The 16,560-nt window shown below is 71.6% G+C and carries 18 protein-coding genes and 2 pseudogenes; 6 read left to right on the forward strand and 14 right to left on the reverse strand.

The features are described 5' to 3' along the window. Positions 1-352: 352 nt before the first annotated feature. Together ACSNOK_RS18855 and ACSNOK_RS18860 are read right to left on the reverse strand one after the other, a co-directional pair. Entirely contained in the window at positions 353-871 is a 519-nt protein-coding gene (locus ACSNOK_RS18855) for a GNAT family N-acetyltransferase (protein ID WP_436781898.1), read from the reverse strand. A 176-nt stretch (positions 872-1,047) separates the two neighbouring features. After that, positions 1,048-1,431, reverse strand: coding sequence for a VOC family protein (locus tag ACSNOK_RS18860; RefSeq protein ID WP_436781881.1), 384 nt, complete (start codon positions 1,429-1,431; stop codon positions 1,048-1,050). Between the two features lie 226 nt (positions 1,432-1,657). Between ACSNOK_RS18860 and ACSNOK_RS18865 the strand changes: the two genes are divergently transcribed. Beyond that, positions 1,658-2,371, forward strand: a complete 714-nt coding sequence (locus ACSNOK_RS18865) for a DUF4097 family beta strand repeat-containing protein (RefSeq protein ID WP_436781882.1) — start codon at positions 1,658-1,660, stop codon at positions 2,369-2,371. Between the two features lie 239 nt (positions 2,372-2,610). Here the strand turns inward: ACSNOK_RS18865 and ACSNOK_RS18870 are convergent, their stop codons facing one another. Both ACSNOK_RS18870 and ACSNOK_RS18875 read right to left on the reverse strand, forming a co-directional pair. Beyond that, entirely contained in the window at positions 2,611-3,345 is a 735-nt protein-coding gene (locus ACSNOK_RS18870; protein WP_436781883.1) for a glyoxalase, read from the reverse strand. A 380-nt stretch (positions 3,346-3,725) separates the two neighbouring features. Then, a complete protein-coding gene (locus ACSNOK_RS18875) occupies positions 3,726-4,151 on the reverse strand; it encodes a pyridoxamine 5'-phosphate oxidase family protein (RefSeq protein ID WP_436781884.1) in 426 nt (141 codons plus the stop codon). A 224-nt stretch (positions 4,152-4,375) separates the two neighbouring features. On the opposite strand from ACSNOK_RS18875, the gene ACSNOK_RS18880 reads away from it, so the two are divergent. Continuing rightward, positions 4,376-4,882, forward strand: coding sequence for a DUF6624 domain-containing protein (locus ACSNOK_RS18880; RefSeq protein WP_436781885.1), 507 nt, complete (start codon positions 4,376-4,378; stop codon positions 4,880-4,882). A 174-nt stretch (positions 4,883-5,056) separates the two neighbouring features. Here the strand turns inward: ACSNOK_RS18880 and ACSNOK_RS18885 are convergent. The 3 genes and pseudogenes from ACSNOK_RS18885 to ACSNOK_RS18895 form a co-directional block, all read right to left on the reverse strand. Next, positions 5,057-5,877 (reverse strand): annotated as a pseudogene (locus tag ACSNOK_RS18885) (transposase); the annotation flags it as partial. Between the two features lie 123 nt (positions 5,878-6,000). After that, entirely contained in the window at positions 6,001-6,741 is a 741-nt protein-coding gene (locus ACSNOK_RS18890; RefSeq protein ID WP_436781886.1) for a 3-keto-5-aminohexanoate cleavage protein, read from the reverse strand. Positions 6,742-6,842: 101 nt separating this feature from the next. Then, on the reverse strand, positions 6,843-7,352 hold the full coding sequence (locus ACSNOK_RS18895; RefSeq protein WP_436781887.1) for a hypothetical protein: 510 nt from the start codon (positions 7,350-7,352) through the stop codon (positions 6,843-6,845). A gap of 331 nt (positions 7,353-7,683) precedes the next feature. Between ACSNOK_RS18895 and ACSNOK_RS18900 the strand changes: the two genes are divergently transcribed. Next, positions 7,684-8,778, forward strand: a complete 1,095-nt coding sequence (locus ACSNOK_RS18900) for a terpene synthase family protein (protein WP_436781888.1) — start codon at positions 7,684-7,686, stop codon at positions 8,776-8,778. Positions 8,779-8,794: 16 nt separating this feature from the next. Here ACSNOK_RS18900 and ACSNOK_RS18905 read toward each other — a convergent pair whose 3' ends face one another. Both ACSNOK_RS18905 and ACSNOK_RS18910 read right to left on the reverse strand, forming a co-directional pair. Beyond that, complete coding sequence (locus ACSNOK_RS18905) at positions 8,795-9,955, reverse strand: serine hydrolase domain-containing protein (protein WP_436781889.1); 1,161 nt, start codon at positions 9,953-9,955, stop codon at positions 8,795-8,797. Between the two features lie 193 nt (positions 9,956-10,148). Further along, positions 10,149-10,352 carry a hypothetical protein gene (locus ACSNOK_RS18910; protein WP_436781890.1) on the reverse strand — a complete coding sequence of 68 codons (204 nt, stop codon included), beginning with the start codon at positions 10,350-10,352 and terminating at the stop codon, positions 10,149-10,151. Between the two features lie 214 nt (positions 10,353-10,566). Between ACSNOK_RS18910 and ACSNOK_RS18915 the strand changes: the two genes are divergently transcribed. After that, a complete protein-coding gene (locus ACSNOK_RS18915; RefSeq protein ID WP_436781891.1) occupies positions 10,567-11,337 on the forward strand; it encodes an HAD hydrolase family protein in 771 nt (256 codons plus the stop codon). Between the two features lie 38 nt (positions 11,338-11,375). Here ACSNOK_RS18915 and ACSNOK_RS18920 read toward each other — a convergent pair whose 3' ends face one another. Together ACSNOK_RS18920 and ACSNOK_RS18925 are read right to left on the reverse strand one after the other, a co-directional pair. Continuing rightward, complete coding sequence (locus tag ACSNOK_RS18920) at positions 11,376-11,537, reverse strand: hypothetical protein (RefSeq protein WP_436781892.1); 162 nt, start codon at positions 11,535-11,537, stop codon at positions 11,376-11,378. Beyond that, positions 11,534-11,824, reverse strand: coding sequence for a hypothetical protein (locus ACSNOK_RS18925; protein ID WP_436781893.1), 291 nt, complete (start codon positions 11,822-11,824; stop codon positions 11,534-11,536). The genes ACSNOK_RS18920 and ACSNOK_RS18925 overlap by 4 nt, the downstream gene beginning before the upstream one ends. A gap of 114 nt (positions 11,825-11,938) precedes the next feature. On the opposite strand from ACSNOK_RS18925, the gene ACSNOK_RS18930 reads away from it, so the two are divergent. Together ACSNOK_RS18930 and ACSNOK_RS18935 are read left to right on the forward strand one after the other, a co-directional pair. Then, a complete protein-coding gene (locus ACSNOK_RS18930) occupies positions 11,939-12,775 on the forward strand; it encodes a helix-turn-helix domain-containing protein (RefSeq protein ID WP_436781894.1) in 837 nt (278 codons plus the stop codon). Continuing rightward, positions 12,763-12,999, forward strand: a complete 237-nt coding sequence (locus ACSNOK_RS18935) for a DUF397 domain-containing protein (RefSeq protein WP_436781895.1) — start codon at positions 12,763-12,765, stop codon at positions 12,997-12,999. The genes ACSNOK_RS18930 and ACSNOK_RS18935 overlap by 13 nt, the downstream gene beginning before the upstream one ends. On the opposite strand, the gene ACSNOK_RS18940 is transcribed toward ACSNOK_RS18935, so the two are convergent. The 3 genes and pseudogenes from ACSNOK_RS18940 to ACSNOK_RS18950 form a co-directional block, all read right to left on the reverse strand. Continuing rightward, on the reverse strand, positions 12,980-14,443 hold the full coding sequence (locus ACSNOK_RS18940; RefSeq protein WP_436781896.1) for a hypothetical protein: 1,464 nt from the start codon (positions 14,441-14,443) through the stop codon (positions 12,980-12,982). The two genes, ACSNOK_RS18935 and ACSNOK_RS18940, sit on opposite strands and share 20 nt — an antisense overlap. A 53-nt stretch (positions 14,444-14,496) precedes the next feature. After that, on the reverse strand, positions 14,497-15,609 hold the full coding sequence (locus tag ACSNOK_RS18945; protein WP_436781897.1) for a glycosyltransferase family 4 protein: 1,113 nt from the start codon (positions 15,607-15,609) through the stop codon (positions 14,497-14,499). Between the two features lie 23 nt (positions 15,610-15,632). After that, a pseudogene (locus ACSNOK_RS18950) lies at positions 15,633-16,560 on the reverse strand (hypothetical protein); the annotation flags it as partial.

Here is a 16,560-nt window from a genome sequence, read left to right on the forward strand (position 1 = left end):
GGGGTGGCGTCCTCGGGCGCCGGGCGGGGTGGGTGGTCGGCTTGTTCGGCGGGGGTTCGCGCTCCGAGTGGATCCGCTTACGGGGCCTGTTCCGTCGGCGCCGTGGGTTCGTCTGTGGCGGGCCGTGTCCGCGCCCCCTCTGGGAACCGCGCTGGGCGCGGTTGTCCTCGGAAGCCGGAGGGGGCGGCCGGCCGGCCTGTTCGGTGGGGGCTCGCCGCTCGGAGTGGCTCGGCTCCGTGGGCGTCGGCGGTTTCGTCTGTGGCGGGCCGTGCCTGTGCCCTCGCCGGAAACCGGGCTGGGCGCGGTGGTCCTCGAACGGCGGACGGGTTGGGGGCGCTCTCCCAGCAGGTGCTCAGGCCCCGAACGGTTCCGCGTACCGGATCCGTCCCGTCGGCATCGGGCGCCCTGCCTGGAGCCCCAGCACCATCATCGCCTCGTCCGGCACCTCGAACGCGGGCAGGACGCCGTACGCGGACGCCCGCGTGAAGCCGAAGCGCGGGTAGTAGTCCGGGTGCCCCAGCACCGTGACGGCGTGTTCGCCCAGGGCCCGCGCCGCTTCGAGGGCCGCCCGGACGACCGCCGTTCCGGCCCCCGTCCGCTGGTGGTCGGGCAGGACGGCGACGGGGGCGAGGCAGAGCGCCGGCTCCTCGCCGATGTGGCAGCGCGTCAGCAGCGCGTGGGCGACAAGTGTGCCGTCCGGGGCCTCGGCGACCAGGGACAGGCCGGGGATCCAGGCCGGATCGGCGCGCAGCGCGTCGACCAGGTCCGCCTCCAGCGGCGTCGGAAAGGCCGCCAGTTCGACGGCGCGTACCGCCGGGATGTCCGCGGCGGTCTCGGGGCGGGTCGTCCAAGGGGTGACGGGCGGGTTCATCGCGGGGTCGGTCGTCCGTTCCGGTGTGGTGGCGGGGTGCCGGCGCCCGGGCGGGGGCGGGGCTTGTGCCCCCTCCGGTGCCGGCGTGTGGGTCATGCCCGGGACTGTACGGGGTGGCTGCCGCCGGGCGCGCGGTCCCGATCCGACGTTGCCCTCACCCCTGAGGCCGGTCCCGGTCAGAGGGGGCGGATCCGGGCGCGCAGGAGGCAGAACTCGTTGCCTTCCGGGTCGGCCAGGACGTGCCAGCTCTCGGTGCCGCTCTGGCCGACGTCGGCGCGCCGGGCGCCGAGGGCGAGCAGCCGCTCCAGTTCGGCGTCCTGGTCGCGGTCGGTGGGGCTGACGTCCAGGTGCAGCCGGAGCTTCTTGGGGCGCGGGTCGCTGGTGGGGCTGATGACGAGCGTGGGCTGCGGCCCGCCGAAGCCGGCCTCGGGCGGCCCGATCATGATGCTTCCGTCGTCCTCCCGCTCGATCTCGGCGTAGCCGAGGACCTCGCTCCAGAAGGCGGCGAGCCGCTCGGGGTCGACGGCGTCGATGACCAGTTCGCTGATACGGGATGCCATGACCGTCAGTGTACGGAGAGAGCGCGCGCCAACTGCGGGGCAAGTGGCCGCATTCGGTGTGGTGGACGCCGGTCCCTCAGGGCATCCCCTAGGGAATCGGCCGGCCGGGAATCATCCCCTGTGCCGACGGCCCGTCAGTCCTGATGAGAGAGGATGGGCGTACCGCACCGCCCTCGCCCCCCGATCCCACCCACCGTCCACCGTCCGTACCTGGAGCCCGTACCCCATGTCCCCCGCACCCCGGAACCGCACATCCCTCCTGGCCCTCTCCGGCGCCGCCCTGAGCGCCGCCCTCCTCGTGACCGGCTGTTCGCTGGACGACGGTCCGACGAAGAAGGCGGAACGCACATACACCGTGCGCGGAAAGGTCACGGTGATCGAGGCCCGGAGCCTCGGCGGCGACATCACCGTGCGCCCGCTCGCCGAGGGTACGGACATGGTGCGCGTGACCGAGCGGTACGAGTACAGCGGCTCCAAGCCGAACCCCGAGCACGGCCTGAGCGACGGCCGTTTCTCCATCGGCAAGGCGGACTGCGGAGGTTCGGCGCGGCGGTGCACGGTCCACCTCACCGTGCTGGCGCCGCCCTCGGTGGCCGTCGACCTCAAGACCACGGGCGGTGACATCGCCGTCCGCGGGACGTCCGGCGGTGTCGAGGCCGAGAGCAGCGGCGGGAACGTCCGCGTCGAGGACTCCGCGTCCCGCTCGGTCCGCGCCCACACCCAGGGCGGCGACGTGACGGCCACATTGACCTCCGTGCCGGACACGGTGGACGGCCGGACGCAGGGGGGTGACGTCAGGATCCGGGTACCCAAGGGCAGTTACGCCGTGGAAGCGACCACGCAGGGCGGCGACCGCAAGGTCACCGTTCCCTCGACCGACGGCGCCCCGCACCGGATCAAGGCGCACACGCAGGGCGGGAACGTCTCCGTCACCTCGTAGGGGTCCCGGCAGGGACGGTTCCGGAGCCGCTCCCGCCCGCATGGGACGGGGAGGGGACGGCGGCGGGCTGGGCGTGGGCGTGTGCGTGGGCGTCGCGCGGCTCCGTCTCGCGGGCCGCGTCCGTGGCGCGATCCGGGCGGACGGCCGGGGCGGCCGGTCGCGGTCGGCCACCCGGCGGCCCGCCGTCGCCCTCCGCCACCCCGCGTGTCTCACGCCCCCGCAGTCGGCCGGGAGCCGTCTCACGTCCGGGGCAACCACTCCCGGAGCCCGTCGAGATGTCCGAGTTCCGACTCGACGCGTTGTCTGGCGTCGGCGGTGAGTTCCAGGCCGCGCAGTTCGGCGAGCCAGGGGCCGGTGGGCTCGCCGAGGACCGTGGCCAGGTCGGTGAGGTGGCACAGGGCGATGGCCCGCTCGACCGTCGGGGCGTCCGGACCGTGCCTGCGCAGCGCGGACTTGAGCGCGCGGAAGGCCTGGAGGTCGTCGTTTTTGAACTCGCGGAGGATCCGGGCGTTGTCGACCGCCTTGGCCAGGCCCGTCAGCTTCTTCGAGCCGCCGTACTCCAGCTCCAGCGGCTCGTCGCGCCGTATGAACACGATCGAGTTCCCGGACGGATCGACCAGCGTGAACCGGGACGCGCCGGGCCGGTAGCGGGTGACCCGCGGAAGGCCGGAGTGCAGTACCTTCCCGTAGGCCCGCCGCATCGCCGCCACGATCTCCGCATGGTACGGCGCGACGTCGTCGACCATGACCAGGGCGCACCCGGACTCCTCCCGGGCCGGGTCCAGGTCCTTGGGCGCGGGGCCGAAGCACAGCCGGAATCCGCTCCACCGCAGCATCAGGGATACGTAGGGCTTGCTCTGTTTGTAGATCACCTCGAACCCCAGTGCCTCGTAGAACGCCAGGGTCTCCTCCACCGACGCGCACGGCATCAGCGGCACCGTCGTCTCGTTCGGCCGAACCACGGGATCACTCAAGGGACTTCTCCTTCCACCGGTGGCTCGGCGATGCTCGCACCTTTGGACGGGATCCGCACATGAGCGTTGTCGCGGAGGGCCTGCCTCACGCCGTCAACGTCGGCCTGTCGGCGGATACTTGAGGTCGGCAAGGAGGGCTGGCCAGCGTGGTGGTGGGCGGAGAGGCGCGTTCCCGTGCTGCCAGGGGACGGTGCCGTCGAAGTCGGTGGCCGTGGAGCCGGGGTCGACGGTGGTGATCGGGACAGGGGGGAGCGGAACGTCCGGCGGGTGTCGTGGGCCGGGCGCCCGGGCTCGCCTCGGGGCGGCGGCCATGGCGGCGCCCGCGTGCCGAGCGGCGACCGGAGACCGCGGCCGACGGTCTGTGGCGGCCCGGCCGGAGGTCAGAAGCCTCCCAGGTCGGCCGAGATCCAGTGCTCCGGCCGCATGAAGATCAGGAAGTGCTCGCCGAGCCGCGTGCGGTCGTACTCGACGAAGCCGTCGACCTTGTCCGCCGGCAGGTACCGCGCGGCCATCTCCCGGGACCGCTCGGGGCTGTCCTCCTCCGTCCTGATCACCGGGCCCTCGACGGACACGTAGCGCACCGTCGGGTCCGTCCGCTGCGCCAGCAGGCTGAAGCGCCCCGCCGCCCGGATCGCCCGGGCCTTCCTGGAGTCGGGTCCGGTCCGGATCCACAGCTCGCCGCCCGGCGTGTACTGGTACCAGAGGGGGACGGTCAGCGGCGCGCGTCCCGGCCGTTCGACCACCGACAGGGCGCCGATGTGAGGCTCCGCCAGAAACAGTTCCCGTTCTCGCTTCGTCAGTGTCATACCTCCGAGCCTAGCGACGGCCACTGACATCCGGAGGTGGCCGCGCGGCGGCGCGGTGCGCGTGGCGCGCGGCCGTCCGAGGCGGGGAGGAGCGGGGGGAGTACATCCATTATCGCCGTGCGCGGGCCCTGCTGTCACCGTTCCTGTGGACGATCTTTGTGGTGATTCGCCCTCCTAAGGTGGGGAAACGTCCCGACCGACCCGATTCCCCAGAGGAGTTGACGATGACCGCCTCTCCGGCGCACCTCGCCGCGGAGCTCGAACGCATGGCTGCCGACGATCACCGTGCAGCCGCCCACGCGCACAGCGAGGACCCGGCCGCGCAGCTGGCCTGGCGGCGCCTGACCGCCCGGCACGGCGACCGGCTGAACGAGATCATGGACGAATACGGCTGGCCGGCCGCCGACCTGGTCGGCGAGGACGCGGCCCGGGCAGCCTGGCTGATCGCCCAGCACGCCGACCGCCAACTGGACGTGCAGCGGCGCGCTCTCCGCCTGCTGGAACAGGCGGTCGCCGCCGGGCGGGCCGCGCCCCGGGAGCTCGCCTTCCTGCGCGACCGCACCCTCGTCAACGAGGGCCGCGAGCAGGTGTACGGCACGCAGATCGCCGGCGTACGGGACGGGGCCCCTGTCCCGTGGCCCTGCGAGGACCCCGAGCGGATGGACGAGCGGCGCGCCGAGGTCGGCATCGAGCCGTTCGCCGTGTACGTCGCCAAGTTCCCGGTGTCGTAAGGGGGCGCCCGGGGGTGGCCGACCGTCTCACCGAGAGGGAGCGGCCGAGTACGGTCCGGCGCGGCCGTAAGGCCCCTCCGCCTCAGCTTGCGTTGCAACCTCTGCCTCGGTCGGTTTCGGCCGGTCGAGGCGGACAAGAGAGCTCGCCCGGAGCTGAGCTTGCTCTTTTTTGTCCGGACAGGCGAGGTGAGCTCGGATGTTCCTGAACCCCCGGCGGACCCGGGCCGGGGTGAGGCGTTCGGGCGCGGTCGGCTTCTCCCAGGGCCGGCGGCGGTCGGCGGCCGGCGGCCGGGCGAGGCGAAGCTGGGTGTGGGCGACGACCGGGAGCCCGGTCCACCGGTCTGCGGCCTCGGGAGTACGGATCTGGGGGGGGGCCAGCCGAGCGTCTGCTTTCCGAAACGGAAGGTGTGCTCAAGATCGAATCTCCTGAGAAACACCTGCCACCACAGGTCCACGTCTGCCGGTCTGGCGCCGGTCTTGGAGGACCACAGCCAGACCGGTGGCGCCTCGCGCTCTGTGGAGAGGTGCTCGGCCTTGAGGCGGACCAGGGTGCCCTCGACGATGGGGAGTTTGCCGTCGTGCTCCAGCCAGGCCGAGCGGTGGGTCAGCCTCGGGTGGACCCGGTCCCACGCCTGGGCTTCGGCCTTGCCGTAGTTCACGGTGTCGGTGGCCGTGGTGACCGCCGCCTCGGGCCAGGTGTCGGGCCTGGCGAAGCGGAACTCCGGCCCGTGCCTGGGCGGATGCCCGCCGCGGGAGTGAGCGCGGTGGAACTCCTCGCGTGAGGGCGCCGGAGTGCGCATCACCCGGTCTGAGCGGATCCGCCCGACCAGCTCGACAGGAAGATCCCGCAGGACCCAGGCCAGGCGGGTGACGTCGTAACCGGCGTCCATGACGATGGTGATCTCCGGGTCCCCGGGCGTCCACTGGCCCGCCGCCACGAGGCGCTCGACGACACCCCTCAACTGGTCGGCGGTGACCGCGGTCGCGTCGTCCTCGGCCTTCGTCGTGGTCAGGTGCACTTTTTGGTCGGAGCACATGATCAGGCGGAGGCCGCCCCCGCGTTCGGCGAATGCCCAGGCGGGCGACCCAGTGCGAGACCTTTTTCGAAATCGGCAAGCTCACAGGACCCCGCTTCCCCGGCCTGTCCGCAGAAGGCTTCGCGCGGCGTGCACCAGCGCGGCGTTGTCCTCGGCCGTGGAGCTGTCAGGCAGTACCAGGACGTCCTCGAGGCCGATCCGGGAGTCCAGACCTTGCTGTGCGGCAACCCGCAGGACCGGCCATGCTCCGCCTTCTTCCCCGTGCAGCAGCACGGGCGCCGTCAGCTCTTCGCTCAGCTCCTTCACCAGGTCCACGGCCGTAGCCGCCGCCGTTCCGGGGTCGGTGTCGGTGACCTCGGCGAGCACGCGCAACACCCTGGCCGACAGCGGGGAGGCAAGGAATCTGCGGGCCGCATCAGTACCGGAGTAAATGCCCGCCTCGACACCGATGCCAAGATCCAGCAATACACCAGCCACCGCCTCGGCGCCTTCCTCATGCCAGTTCACCGAGGCGTGATCGGGTAGCACCGACCACGAGCGGATGAGGCGAGCCCGGCACTGTGGATCGGGAACCGCCCACGCCCCCGTAGTCACTCCGACCCGCACGTCCTTCGGCACAGCGGCACGCACAGCTGTGACCGCCGCGGCTACCAGCTCAGGAGCCAGGGAATCACGGCCGCCGGCGTCTTTGGGGTGCAGGTGAACGTCCTCGGCACCAGCTGACACGGCTCTCCTCGCCTCGGCAGCCAGCTCTTCGGCAGTCACCGGAAGAGAGCGGCACTCGCCCCGGTCACGGACCCCGTTCAAACACACCTGAAGCATGGGCGAAACTCTGCCACGTGCCGCTGACATCCACCTCGGTGGACGGCCCAGACCTGAGACCGACGCGGCCGGTAGAAAAAGAACAAGCCGAGTGCCGGCTCTCAGTCTTCACGTGACACACCGAGGTCGCGGCGCATGGCGGTTCTCATGGCTCGGAGCACCTCCCAGACCTCGGACTGAGCCCGAGCCGCCGTCTCCATCGTTTCGCCTGGTTCGGGGGCACCGCGTTCGAGGCGCTTGACCTGGCCGTAGAGCTTGCTCAGGGCTTGGTTGACGACACTCGCTCGCCTGAGGACTTCTTCGGGGGCGATCATCTGTGCTTCGGAGTAACGGTCGCGGTGCGCGTTCTTCGCCTCGTCGAGTGCGTCGCGGTCGGCATCGTCCACGTCACGTTCCCTCATGACGTGGAGGTGACGGTTGAGTGCGGTGGTGAACTGCCGGGCTTCTCGGTTGAGTTCCACATAACAGGTGCGTCGCAGCGCACGGTTCTCGTGGATCTCCTCATGCTCCCGAACGAGCTCTATCTCCCGGCGCTTCGCTCGTTCGGAGCCGCGCTGGGTGAGCAGCGCCCCTCCCAGGGTTCCCGCGACGCCTGCCACTGCGATGATCACTGAGCTGAGATCCACCGACGTACCCCGTGTACTCGTTCGGCCTCGTGCCCGCTGCACATGGCCCGGGTGGGCAAGTCTGCCGCTCCTCGGTGCGCCGGGGCTTGGTGCCCTTCTTGTGGTGGGCGGGGCGGCTGTACGCCTCGCCCATGGGGCGGCCTTCGGCAACCGGCCGGCGGTGGTGACGACCATCGGGTCACACACCTGCGGACGTTCGGGGCCCGCCGGGCCCGGCCGCCGGGGCGGAGCTCATAGGCTTGGCTCGCCTGCTTACCGCCCGCGACCACTGACGACTCGTAGCAGACCGGCACAGGACCCATCGTGGAGGCACCGCGTGACGACTACTCTCGGCGAACTCGTGAGCAATCTGCCTCCCGAGGGCCTGCGCCTGTACTGCCCGGTGCCCCTGCGGGAGCATCCGGCCGGTGGCCGGGTGCTCGACGAAGCCGGCGCCGCCTGGGCCGTCGAGCAGGGGCTGTGCTCCCCCGGCTCCCGCCTGACACGGATGAACATCGGAGCGTTGATCGCCCACGGGATGCCCTTCGTCACCGAAGCGGCGGGGATCGCCATGACGTGTTACAGCTACTGGGCGTTCAAGTGGGACGACCACCTCGACACACTCACCGGCGATCTCGCCCGGGCGGTCGCGCTGACCGGTGAGGCCAACCGGGTCCTGTACGAGCCGCCGGACGCCCCGCTGCCGGCCGACCCGTTCCTCAGCAGCCTGCGCGACCTGCGGAAGCGGATGGAGGAGTGCCTGGGAACCGACGGTATGGAAGCCGTCCGTTCCGAGAACGCCCACTGGTTGGGCGGGCAGTTGTGGAAGGTCGCACTCCAGTCCGCCGGTACGGCCGTCCCCACAGTCGGCGAGTACCTGCGCATGCGCTGGCCCAAAGCGGGCGCCGGCGCCCTGGCCGCCTACACCGCGCCGGGCGCCGGATACGCGATGACACCAGCCGAGCTCTACGACCCCCTGGTGCGGGCCTTCACCCTGGCGACGTTCTACCCCTGCCTGATCGTCAACGACCTCGGCAGCCTCGCCAAGGAAGCCCAGGACGGCGATGTCAACCTCTTCTCCGCCCTCGCCGCCGAACAGTCCCTCGACACCGCCACCGCTCTGTTCAAGGCCGCCGAACTCTACGAACGCGTCCTCTGTCTCATGCTCCGCCTCCAGCAACGGCTCCTGCGGGACCCCCGGCCCGCCGTCGCCCGCTACGCCGCCGAACTGCCCCAGTGGGTTCCCGCCTCCCTCGACTTCACCGCCGCCAGCGCCCGCTATCTCACCGCCGAAACCACCGGCGACGGTGACGGCCCCCCGGCGCTGCCCACTCTCACCCCCAGTCCCACTCCTCTGCTGTGGGACCCCGACGACCTCACCCCGCCCCCGTATCCCGACATCGCCTGGATGTGGCGGCACCTCAGCCCGTGAACCGCCGGCCGGCCCATCAGGGGATGGGGTGACCGGTCTTGCGCGCCCCCGCGTCCTCGTCCGGCCGGGCGGGCGAGCAGAGTGCCCGGTCCACGAGCTGCTCCATGTGCCTGCGCGTCGCCTCTCCCGGCTGCGTGGTGACGGCCACGTCGACGGCCCGGCCGTCCTCGGTGACGCCGCCCCGGGTCTCGTAGCCCGTCATGCTGCCGCCGTGGCCCCAGTAGACGCCGCCGCAGGAGAGAGGGGTGCTGACCAGGCCCAGGCCGTAGCGGGCGCCTGCGGCGAAGGGGTGGCCGGCGGGGACCGTGGTGCGCATCTGATCCAGTTGCGGCTTCGCGAGGAGGCGGCCGCCCAGGAGCGCGGTGTAGAAGCGGTTGAGGTCGGAGTCGGTCGACACCAGCTGCCCCGCCGCCCAGGCCCAGGAGGGGTCCCACTCGGTGGCGTCGACGAACGGCGCCCCCTCGGACGCCCGGTAGTAGCCCTTGGGATGGCGTTCGCGGATGCGCAGTTCGCCGGGGGCGGGGAAGTAGGTGTGCCGCAGCCCGGCGCGCCGGATGACGCGCTGCTCGATCTCCACGGCCAAGGGGCGTCCGGTGACCTCCTGCACGATGAGCCCGGCGACCAGGTAATTGGTGTTGCTGTACTTCCAGCCCCCGCCGGGTTCGAAGTCGGCCTTCCGGCGGAGCGCGAGGCCGAGGAGGTCGCGGGGCTCGTAGTAACGGATGTCGTCGCTCAGATTCTTGGTGTAGTCCGGGAGCCCGCTGGTGTGCTGGAGGAGCTGCCGGACGGTGATGACGCCGCCGTCGATGCCCTCGCCGTGGACGAGCCCCGGGAGGTACTTGTCGACGTGCTCGTCCAGTCCCACCTTGCCCTCGGCGACGAGCTGGAGCACGACCACGGCCGTGAACGCCTTGGTGTTGCTGCCGATGCGGACCTGGCCGTCCCGGGGCACCCCGGCGCCGGTGGCGACGTCACCGGCGCCCGCCGTGTACGTACGGGTGTGCCCCCTGCCGTCCGTGACGGCGGCCAGGGCGGCGGGTACGCCGTCGGAACGCACGAGGGCGTCCAGGCCCTGTCGTACGGCGTCGGGCCTGGTGGCGACGGGCGCTGCCGTGGCGGGCGGTAGCGCGGCCCCCGCCGTGAGCACGCCCACGGCCACCGCGACCGCTCCCGCCACGGCTCCGCGCCGTCTTCTCGTCCGTCCGCCCACCTGTCCCACCTGTCGACTCCCCTTCCGCTGACCGGAACCACGGCCCGGGGCGGTTCCCGTGCCGGGCCCAGCATTTCCGTGGGAGACACCGGCGGGCGATCCTGCCCGCCTCCCTGTGCGGAGTAGGGCAATCCCCCGGGCGTGGGAGCGACGAGACGGGTCAGCCGACCACCTGCGCGCCGTCGAAGATGCCACCGACACAGACCCTCACGGTCGGCGAGATCGGGACGACGTGCCCGCCGCCCAGGATGCATTGGTTGGCCGTGACGGACGTGGGCGCGGCCGTGGCCGTACCCGTACCCGCGAGCCCCGCCAGGGATGCGGTGAGAAGAGCCGCGAAGACGGCGGCTGTGATACGGCGCATGTCGACTCCTTTTCCAACCGGGGAGCGAGGTGTACTGGGCTCAGAGAAGGCCCGTGAGGTCGTTGTCTCACCACCGTCGGCATCGGTCTATACGCGTTGACCGGCCCCCCTCGTGTGAGTGACCGCATTCGCTCGCTCGGAGCAGGGCGGCGCCGCCGCCACGGGCCCGGCGGGCGGTGGGCCGTACGCGGAGTCGGCTCGGTACGCTCGCGTGGTGATCAATTCCGCTGCCCGCACCACGGTCTTCGACATCGACGGCACGCTCTGCTTCGACGGCCGGACGATCGACCGCCGCATCCTGGCCGCCCTCGAAGCCTGCGAGCAGGCCGGTCACCGACTGGTCTTCGCCTCCGCCCGGCCGGTCCGCGACCTGCTGCCCGTCCTCGGCGGAGCCTTCCCCGACGCCACGCTGATCGGCGGAAACGGCAGCCTCGTCTCCGTCGGCGGCCGGGTCCGGGCACGGGCCGCGTTCGAGCCGGGCGACCTCGGCAAGCTGCTCGCCGAAGCCGACCGGTTCCGGGCGGGCTACCTCGCCGACGGCCCGTGGGACTACGCCTACACCGGGCCGGCCGGCCACCCGATCCTCGGCCGCGTCGACCAGGGCCGCCTCGCCCGTCGGGTCGGCCTGGCGGACCTCCCCGCCGTCGTGAAGTTCCTGGTGGTCGACGCCACCGACATGCGGGCCCTCGCCGAGGCGGGCCGCACACTCGGGATGACCGTCAACCACCACCTCGACGAATCGATCATCGACTTCGCCCCGGGCACCACCACCAAGTGGGAGGCCCTCACCTCCTTGGGCATCGACCACTACGACGCCTTCGGCAACGACATCAACGACCTCGACCTGCTGCGCCACGCGCGGCACTCGGTCCGCGTCGGCGCCCACACCGGCCTGGACGGCGTCGCCGGTGTCACCGTCGCCCCCGATCCGGAGGCCGTCACCGCCGAGATTCTCCGGCTCGTCCCCGTGGCGTCCACGGCCTGAGAGCGGAGTCCTGGGCAGGCGGCGGCCCCGGACGAGTCTCAGTGGGCCCGGCGCAGGTGGCGGCCCATCTCCGCCGTCAGCTCCACCGCCGTCTCCCGGTCACCCGCCCGCCAGGCGCGGTAGTACAGGTCCTTGATCCGCCTGCACTCCGCGCACCCTCCTACGGGCCTATAGCCGGCCGCGGCCTCCTGGTCGCTCACCGCAGGCCGTCCCGGCGACGGCTCCACGCGTTCGCCGCCGCGACCCGCGGGCTCAGCGTCTCCGGCCGCATCGCCTTGTAGGCGCGCAGCGCGGCTGCCAGCGTCCTCGCCTCCTCCCCGCCCAGCGGGTCGAGGATCGACACGAACACCCGCCCGCCCACCGGCGGTTCCGGCGTCACCCGGACGTCCAGCCCGAACGACGCGAGCGCGTCGTGCAGCTCCGCCGCGACGCGGGCGGTGGCTTCCCTGAGGGCGGGGAGGTCGGGGCAGCGGTGATCTCTGGGCATGCGGCGCACTCCGTGGGGTGGGGTTGTTCCGATTCCGTTCTCAGCATCCCTGAGTGGCGCTACGCTCACCAGCGGTAACGTTTTCGGCTCACATCGCGTAAACGGATGGCAACTGTGCCCGCACCGAAGGAACTTGATCCGTCGGCGTCGCTTGCGGCCCTGTACGGTTCGAAGCTACGCAAGCTGCGCCGCGGGGCACGGTTGTCGCAGCGGAAACTTGGGGCGAAAGTGCCCATTTCGCACAGTCGGATCGCCCAGTACGAACTGGGGAAAGAGGTTCCGAGCGACAAGGTCAACAGCCGGCTGGACGAGATCCTGGGGGCGGACGGGGACCTCGTCGAGTTGCTTGAGCACGTCAAGAAGGCTCCGGTACCCGACGTACCCCTCAAGTTCTTCGACCTTGAGGCCAAGGCCATCGCCATGCACAAGTACTTGGCCCACCACATCCCCGGACTGCTGCAAACGGAGACGTACGCCCGGGAGGTCATCGCCTGCGCCCAGCCCTGGCTGTCAGTGAAGGAAGTCGAGGCGATGGTCAGGAAGCGAGTCAGCCGACGGCACCTTCTCACCAAGCCCGACCCGCCGCTCCTGTGGTCAGTGCTGGACGAGTCGGTGATCCGCCGCCCGGTGGGCGGACCGGCCGCCATGCGGGACCAACTCGCCCACGTTTTGGAAGCAGTCAAGGCGCCCAACGTGGAAGTGCAGGTCTTGCCCTTCGCTGCGGGATGCCATCCGCTCATGGGTGGCTCGCTGACCATGATGTCGTTCGCGTCCGAACCGGACCTGGCCTACTTCGAAGCCGATTTGTACGGTCAAGTCGTGAGGGACAGGGCCGCTGTGGCGCAGCACTCTCATCGCTATGACCTGGTTCATGCGGCGGCTCTGCCTCCTGGACCATCGATCGCCCTGATCGAGCAACTGGTGGAGGAGTACGACGCATGCGTGCACTAGGTAATGCCGAATGGTGGAAGTCCACCTATAGCGGCGGGCAGGTCGACTGCATCGAAGCGTCGAGCGTGTCACCCGGCCTCGTCTCGATAAGGGACAGCAAGTACCCGTACGCCTCCCGCCTGCGCTTCCCCACCCCCGCCTGGCGCGCCTTCACTGAAAACCTCCGTTCCGGAGCGCTCGCGCGCCCCGGAACGGAGGCGGCGCTCACGCCCGTACGTGGATGAGCGTCGACGGTGACGTCCGGTCGCCCACCTGGAAGGTCAGGGTCAGGTCCGACGGAACCGGTGCGTCCGGGAGGGCCTTGACCGCGACCCAGGCGGCGGAGGTCGAGCCCTTGCCGTGGAGGGCGAGGTAGACGCCGTCGAAGGTGAGGGACCGGCCGTCGGGGTGGAGGTCGCCGGTGTAGGTCCTCGTGGCGAGGTGGGCGTCCATGACGGTCAGTTGGTAGCCGCCCTCGGCGACGAAGGCCAGGCCACCGTCGGGCGGGAGGGTCACCCGGACCTTCTGCGGCGGCACGGCACCGTCCGTCTCGGCGCGGAGTCCGACGCCCGGGTAGCGGGTTTCGCCGGCGCGGGTGAGGGTGATCGGAGTGCCGCCGGGGGACACCGTGAAGCGGGAGGCGGCGGCGCCGACGCGCAGGTCGATCTGGCCGCCCAGGTCCGTGCCCCGGAACCGGGCGGTGATCTGCATGGGGCCTTCCTGGGGACCGGCCTGGAGGGTGCCGGCGGGGACGGTGAGCCAGCCGCCCGCGTCGGTCTTGGCGGAGTAGGTCAGCGGCGCCTGCCCGCCGTAGGAGAAGTGGGAGCCGGTGGAGTGCGGTTCCAGGCGCAGGGTGACGTCCTGGCCGGCGAGGGGCTGGTTCGTCTCGTCGAGGAAGCGGACGCGGAAGGCGCCGAAGGGGGAGTCCTTCGGGGCGGTGAGGGGGTCGTCGGCGGAACTCGCGGGGTCGGTGCCGGCGACGCGGTAGTCGTGGGCGGGGGCCGAGAGCCGTACGGCGACGCAGGCGAGCATGGTGCCGGTCCAGTAGCCGTCGGCGGTGTCGTCCGCGAAGGAGAGGTAAGCGTCGGGGGACTGGGCGATGAAGGACTTCCGGTACTCCTTCCACTGGCGCCGCCAGCTTCCGCCCGGGATGGGGTCGTTGCGTGCCTGGGGAACGGCGATGTAGTCGCTGTCGAGCGACTTGCCGCCCTCGCGGAGCCTGCCGTCGGTGACGCTGTAGTACATCGTGGTGTGGTGCGGCGGCTCGTTGTACCAGGGAGAGCTGGCCCAGAAGGTGACGTCGTACTGCGCGCCGGGGATCAGGCCGGAGAGGTGCTGGCCGACGAAACCGTGGCGGCCGTTGCCGCGGCCGACGAGGTCGATCGAGTTGCTGCCGTCGACCTCGCCGTAGGCGTCGCTCTGGGCGAAGGAGTACTCGTGGGTGGCGACGTCGATGTAGTCGCCGGGGTTGGCGCCGGGCTGGCCGTTGGTGTTGCCGTTGCCGCCGTAGTCCCAGTTCAGGAGTCGGACGTTGTCCCCGCCCGCGGCGACGGCGCGGCTGAAGCCGCACTCGTCGGCGTTGAAGCGGGGGCCGGCCTTGAAGCCGCCGTCCTTCACCAGGTTGGGGTTCTGTTCGGCTGCGGCGGGGGCGGCGGCGAGGTCGTTCGGCTCGGGTGTGTTCGACGGCATGGGGATCCTCCTTCGGTGGGGCGCGGGGGCGGTCTGCTGCGTGGTGCTCCCGCTCATCTCGCGGACAGGGGGACGGGCGCGGGCGGCGAGCCCGCGACGTGGAAGGAGCGCCGGCGCCGGGCGTCGTACAGCGACTCGACCGCCTCGCACCAGAGGTCGAGGTCGGGGGTGGCGCTCAGGGCCTCGGAGCGGGCCTTGGCGCGGCGCGAGGCGCGCTCCCAGTTCGCCGGTTCCTTGAGGGACTTCAGCGCGTGCAGCCACGCGTGGAGGTCGTCGCGGTAGGCGAAGACGCCCGCGTCACCGAGGGATTCGACGAGGCCGGGCGTCGGGTGGGCGATCACCGGGATGCCGGACGCCATCGCCTCGACGGCGACGCGCCCCCACGACTCGTACAGGCTGGGCATCAGCATGACGCGGGAACGCCGGTAGACGTGGGTGCGCATGTCGTTGCCGGGGACGCCGTCGGCGACCTCGCAGTTGGGCAGGCGCGTCGGCGGCAGGATCTGGGTCCCGTAGGAGCCCTTGACGCCGAGGAAGTTCCATTCGGGCGACCAGGCGGCGATCTGCCAGAAGATGTCGCCGCCCTTGTCGGGGTTGAGGTTGACGAGGGTGGCGCACTCGCCCGGTTCGGTGCGGTAGTCCTCCGCGATGACCGGAGGGCGGACGACGATCGTCCGGCCGGGCAGGAACTCGGCCGGGTAGCGCGCGTAGTGGATCTCGCCGTCGCGCCGGATCCACTCGCTGTTGTAGACGACGAGGTCGGCGCCGGCCGCGTTGTGGTAACTCGTGGCGAAGTTGTCGTGGCAGATGACGACCACGGGGATCCGGCGGGCGCGGGCGAGCCCGGACACGAGCGGGACGTTCTCGAAATGGGACAGCAGGACGTCCGCGCGCTGCGCCTCGGCGGCGAAGGCGGCGCCCTCCTGGAACGGGACGACGCGGACGCCGTCGATCTCGTAGCTCTCCTCGACGGTGCCGGGGTGCGAGAGCCAGACCGTCACGCGGTGGCCACGTGCGGCGAGGGGCCGGAGCATCGAGTGCAGCATCCATTCGGATCCCGCGTTGTGGGCCGGGGGGTAGCCGTACACCCGGGCCGTGAGGGACATGCCGCGCGGTTTTCCGGGCAGGGCGGGCCTGGACGGGCGGGTGGTCTTCACCGAGTCCACGGGCTGGGGCTCCTTCCGTACGCTCACCAGGTCCGCGCGTCCACGACGACGGGTGTGGAGGGGGCCGTGCGGACGCCGACGCAGAAGGTGAGGGCGGCCGGTTCCTTCGCGGAAGCGGAGGCGGAGGCTGATGTGGTCGGGGCGTCGGCGCGTGTCGCCCGTACCGCGACCCAGACCGTCGATTCCGTCCCCTTGCCGGAGAGGAACAGGTCGACGCCGGGGAAGAGGAGCGCCTGCCCGTCCGCCGAGGCGTGGCCGGGGAAGAGGTGCTGCGTGCCGTGCCGGTCCTGGACGGTGAGCGCGTGGTTCGGGCCGCCCTCGGCGAAGAAGCGGAACCCCTTGTCCCGGGGGAGGGCGACGTAGACGTCCTGCGGGGAGACCGTGCCGTCGTCGTCCGCCCGGACCCGGACGCCCGGATAGCCGACCGGGTGATCGTGGTCGAGAGTGACGTCGGGCGGGCCGCCGGGGACGACGGCGAAGGGGATGTCGTCGACGATCCGGACGGTGGTGGACGGAGAGGTGGCCTCGCCCAGGCAGAACAGGAGCCCGGAGGTGCCGGGGCGGGCGCCGCCGGCGGCCGTGACCGCGACCCAGGCCGTGGACTCCGTCCCCTTTCCGGACAGCGCCGGGTCGACTCCCTGGAAGGTGAGGGAGCGGCCGTCCGGTGCGGGGTGGCCAGGGTAGGCGGTGGTCCTCCCGTCGGCGTCCCGCACGGTGAGCAGGCAGTTCGTGCCGCCTTCGGGGTGGAATCCGAGGCCCTTGCCCCGGGGGAGTGCCACGTAGACGTCGAGGGGCGGGACCGGGTCGTCGCCGGTCGCCGTTATCCGCACCCCCGGATAGCCGACCTCGCCGGCGACCGCCACCACGACGTCGGGCGGTCCGCCCGGTGCTACGGCTAAGGGTGCGGTGGAGAGCGGCAGTTCGGTGGGGGACGGGGGTTCCGTGGGGGGT

Origin of the sequence: Streptomyces sp. URMC 126 (assembly GCF_051386555.1) — a bacterium.
Classification (GTDB): domain Bacteria; phylum Actinomycetota; class Actinomycetes; order Streptomycetales; family Streptomycetaceae; genus Streptomyces.

Excerpts from the sequence above, each read along its gene's own strand:
- ACSNOK_RS18855 (WP_436781898.1), bottom strand. The coding sequence starts at position 871 with ATGAACCCGCCCGTCACCCCTTGGACGACCCGCCCCGAGACCGCCGCG.
- ACSNOK_RS18860 (WP_436781881.1), bottom strand. The coding sequence starts at position 1,431 with ATGGCATCCCGTATCAGCGAACTGGTCATCGACGCCGTCGACCCCGAG.
- ACSNOK_RS18865 (WP_436781882.1), top strand. The coding sequence starts at position 1,658 with ATGTCCCCCGCACCCCGGAACCGCACATCCCTCCTGGCCCTCTCCGGC.
- ACSNOK_RS18875 (WP_436781884.1), bottom strand. The coding sequence starts at position 4,151 with ATGACACTGACGAAGCGAGAACGGGAACTGTTTCTGGCGGAGCCTCAC.
- ACSNOK_RS18880 (WP_436781885.1), top strand. The coding sequence starts at position 4,376 with ATGACCGCCTCTCCGGCGCACCTCGCCGCGGAGCTCGAACGCATGGCT.
- ACSNOK_RS18890 (WP_436781886.1), bottom strand. The coding sequence starts at position 6,741 with ATGCTTCAGGTGTGTTTGAACGGGGTCCGTGACCGGGGCGAGTGCCGC.
- ACSNOK_RS18910 (WP_436781890.1), bottom strand. The coding sequence starts at position 10,352 with ATGCGCCGTATCACAGCCGCCGTCTTCGCGGCTCTTCTCACCGCATCC.
- ACSNOK_RS18925 (WP_436781893.1), bottom strand. The coding sequence starts at position 11,824 with ATGCCCAGAGATCACCGCTGCCCCGACCTCCCCGCCCTCAGGGAAGCC.
- ACSNOK_RS18935 (WP_436781895.1), top strand. The coding sequence starts at position 12,763 with ATGCGTGCACTAGGTAATGCCGAATGGTGGAAGTCCACCTATAGCGGC.
- ACSNOK_RS18940 (WP_436781896.1), bottom strand. The coding sequence starts at position 14,443 with ATGCCGTCGAACACACCCGAGCCGAACGACCTCGCCGCCGCCCCCGCC.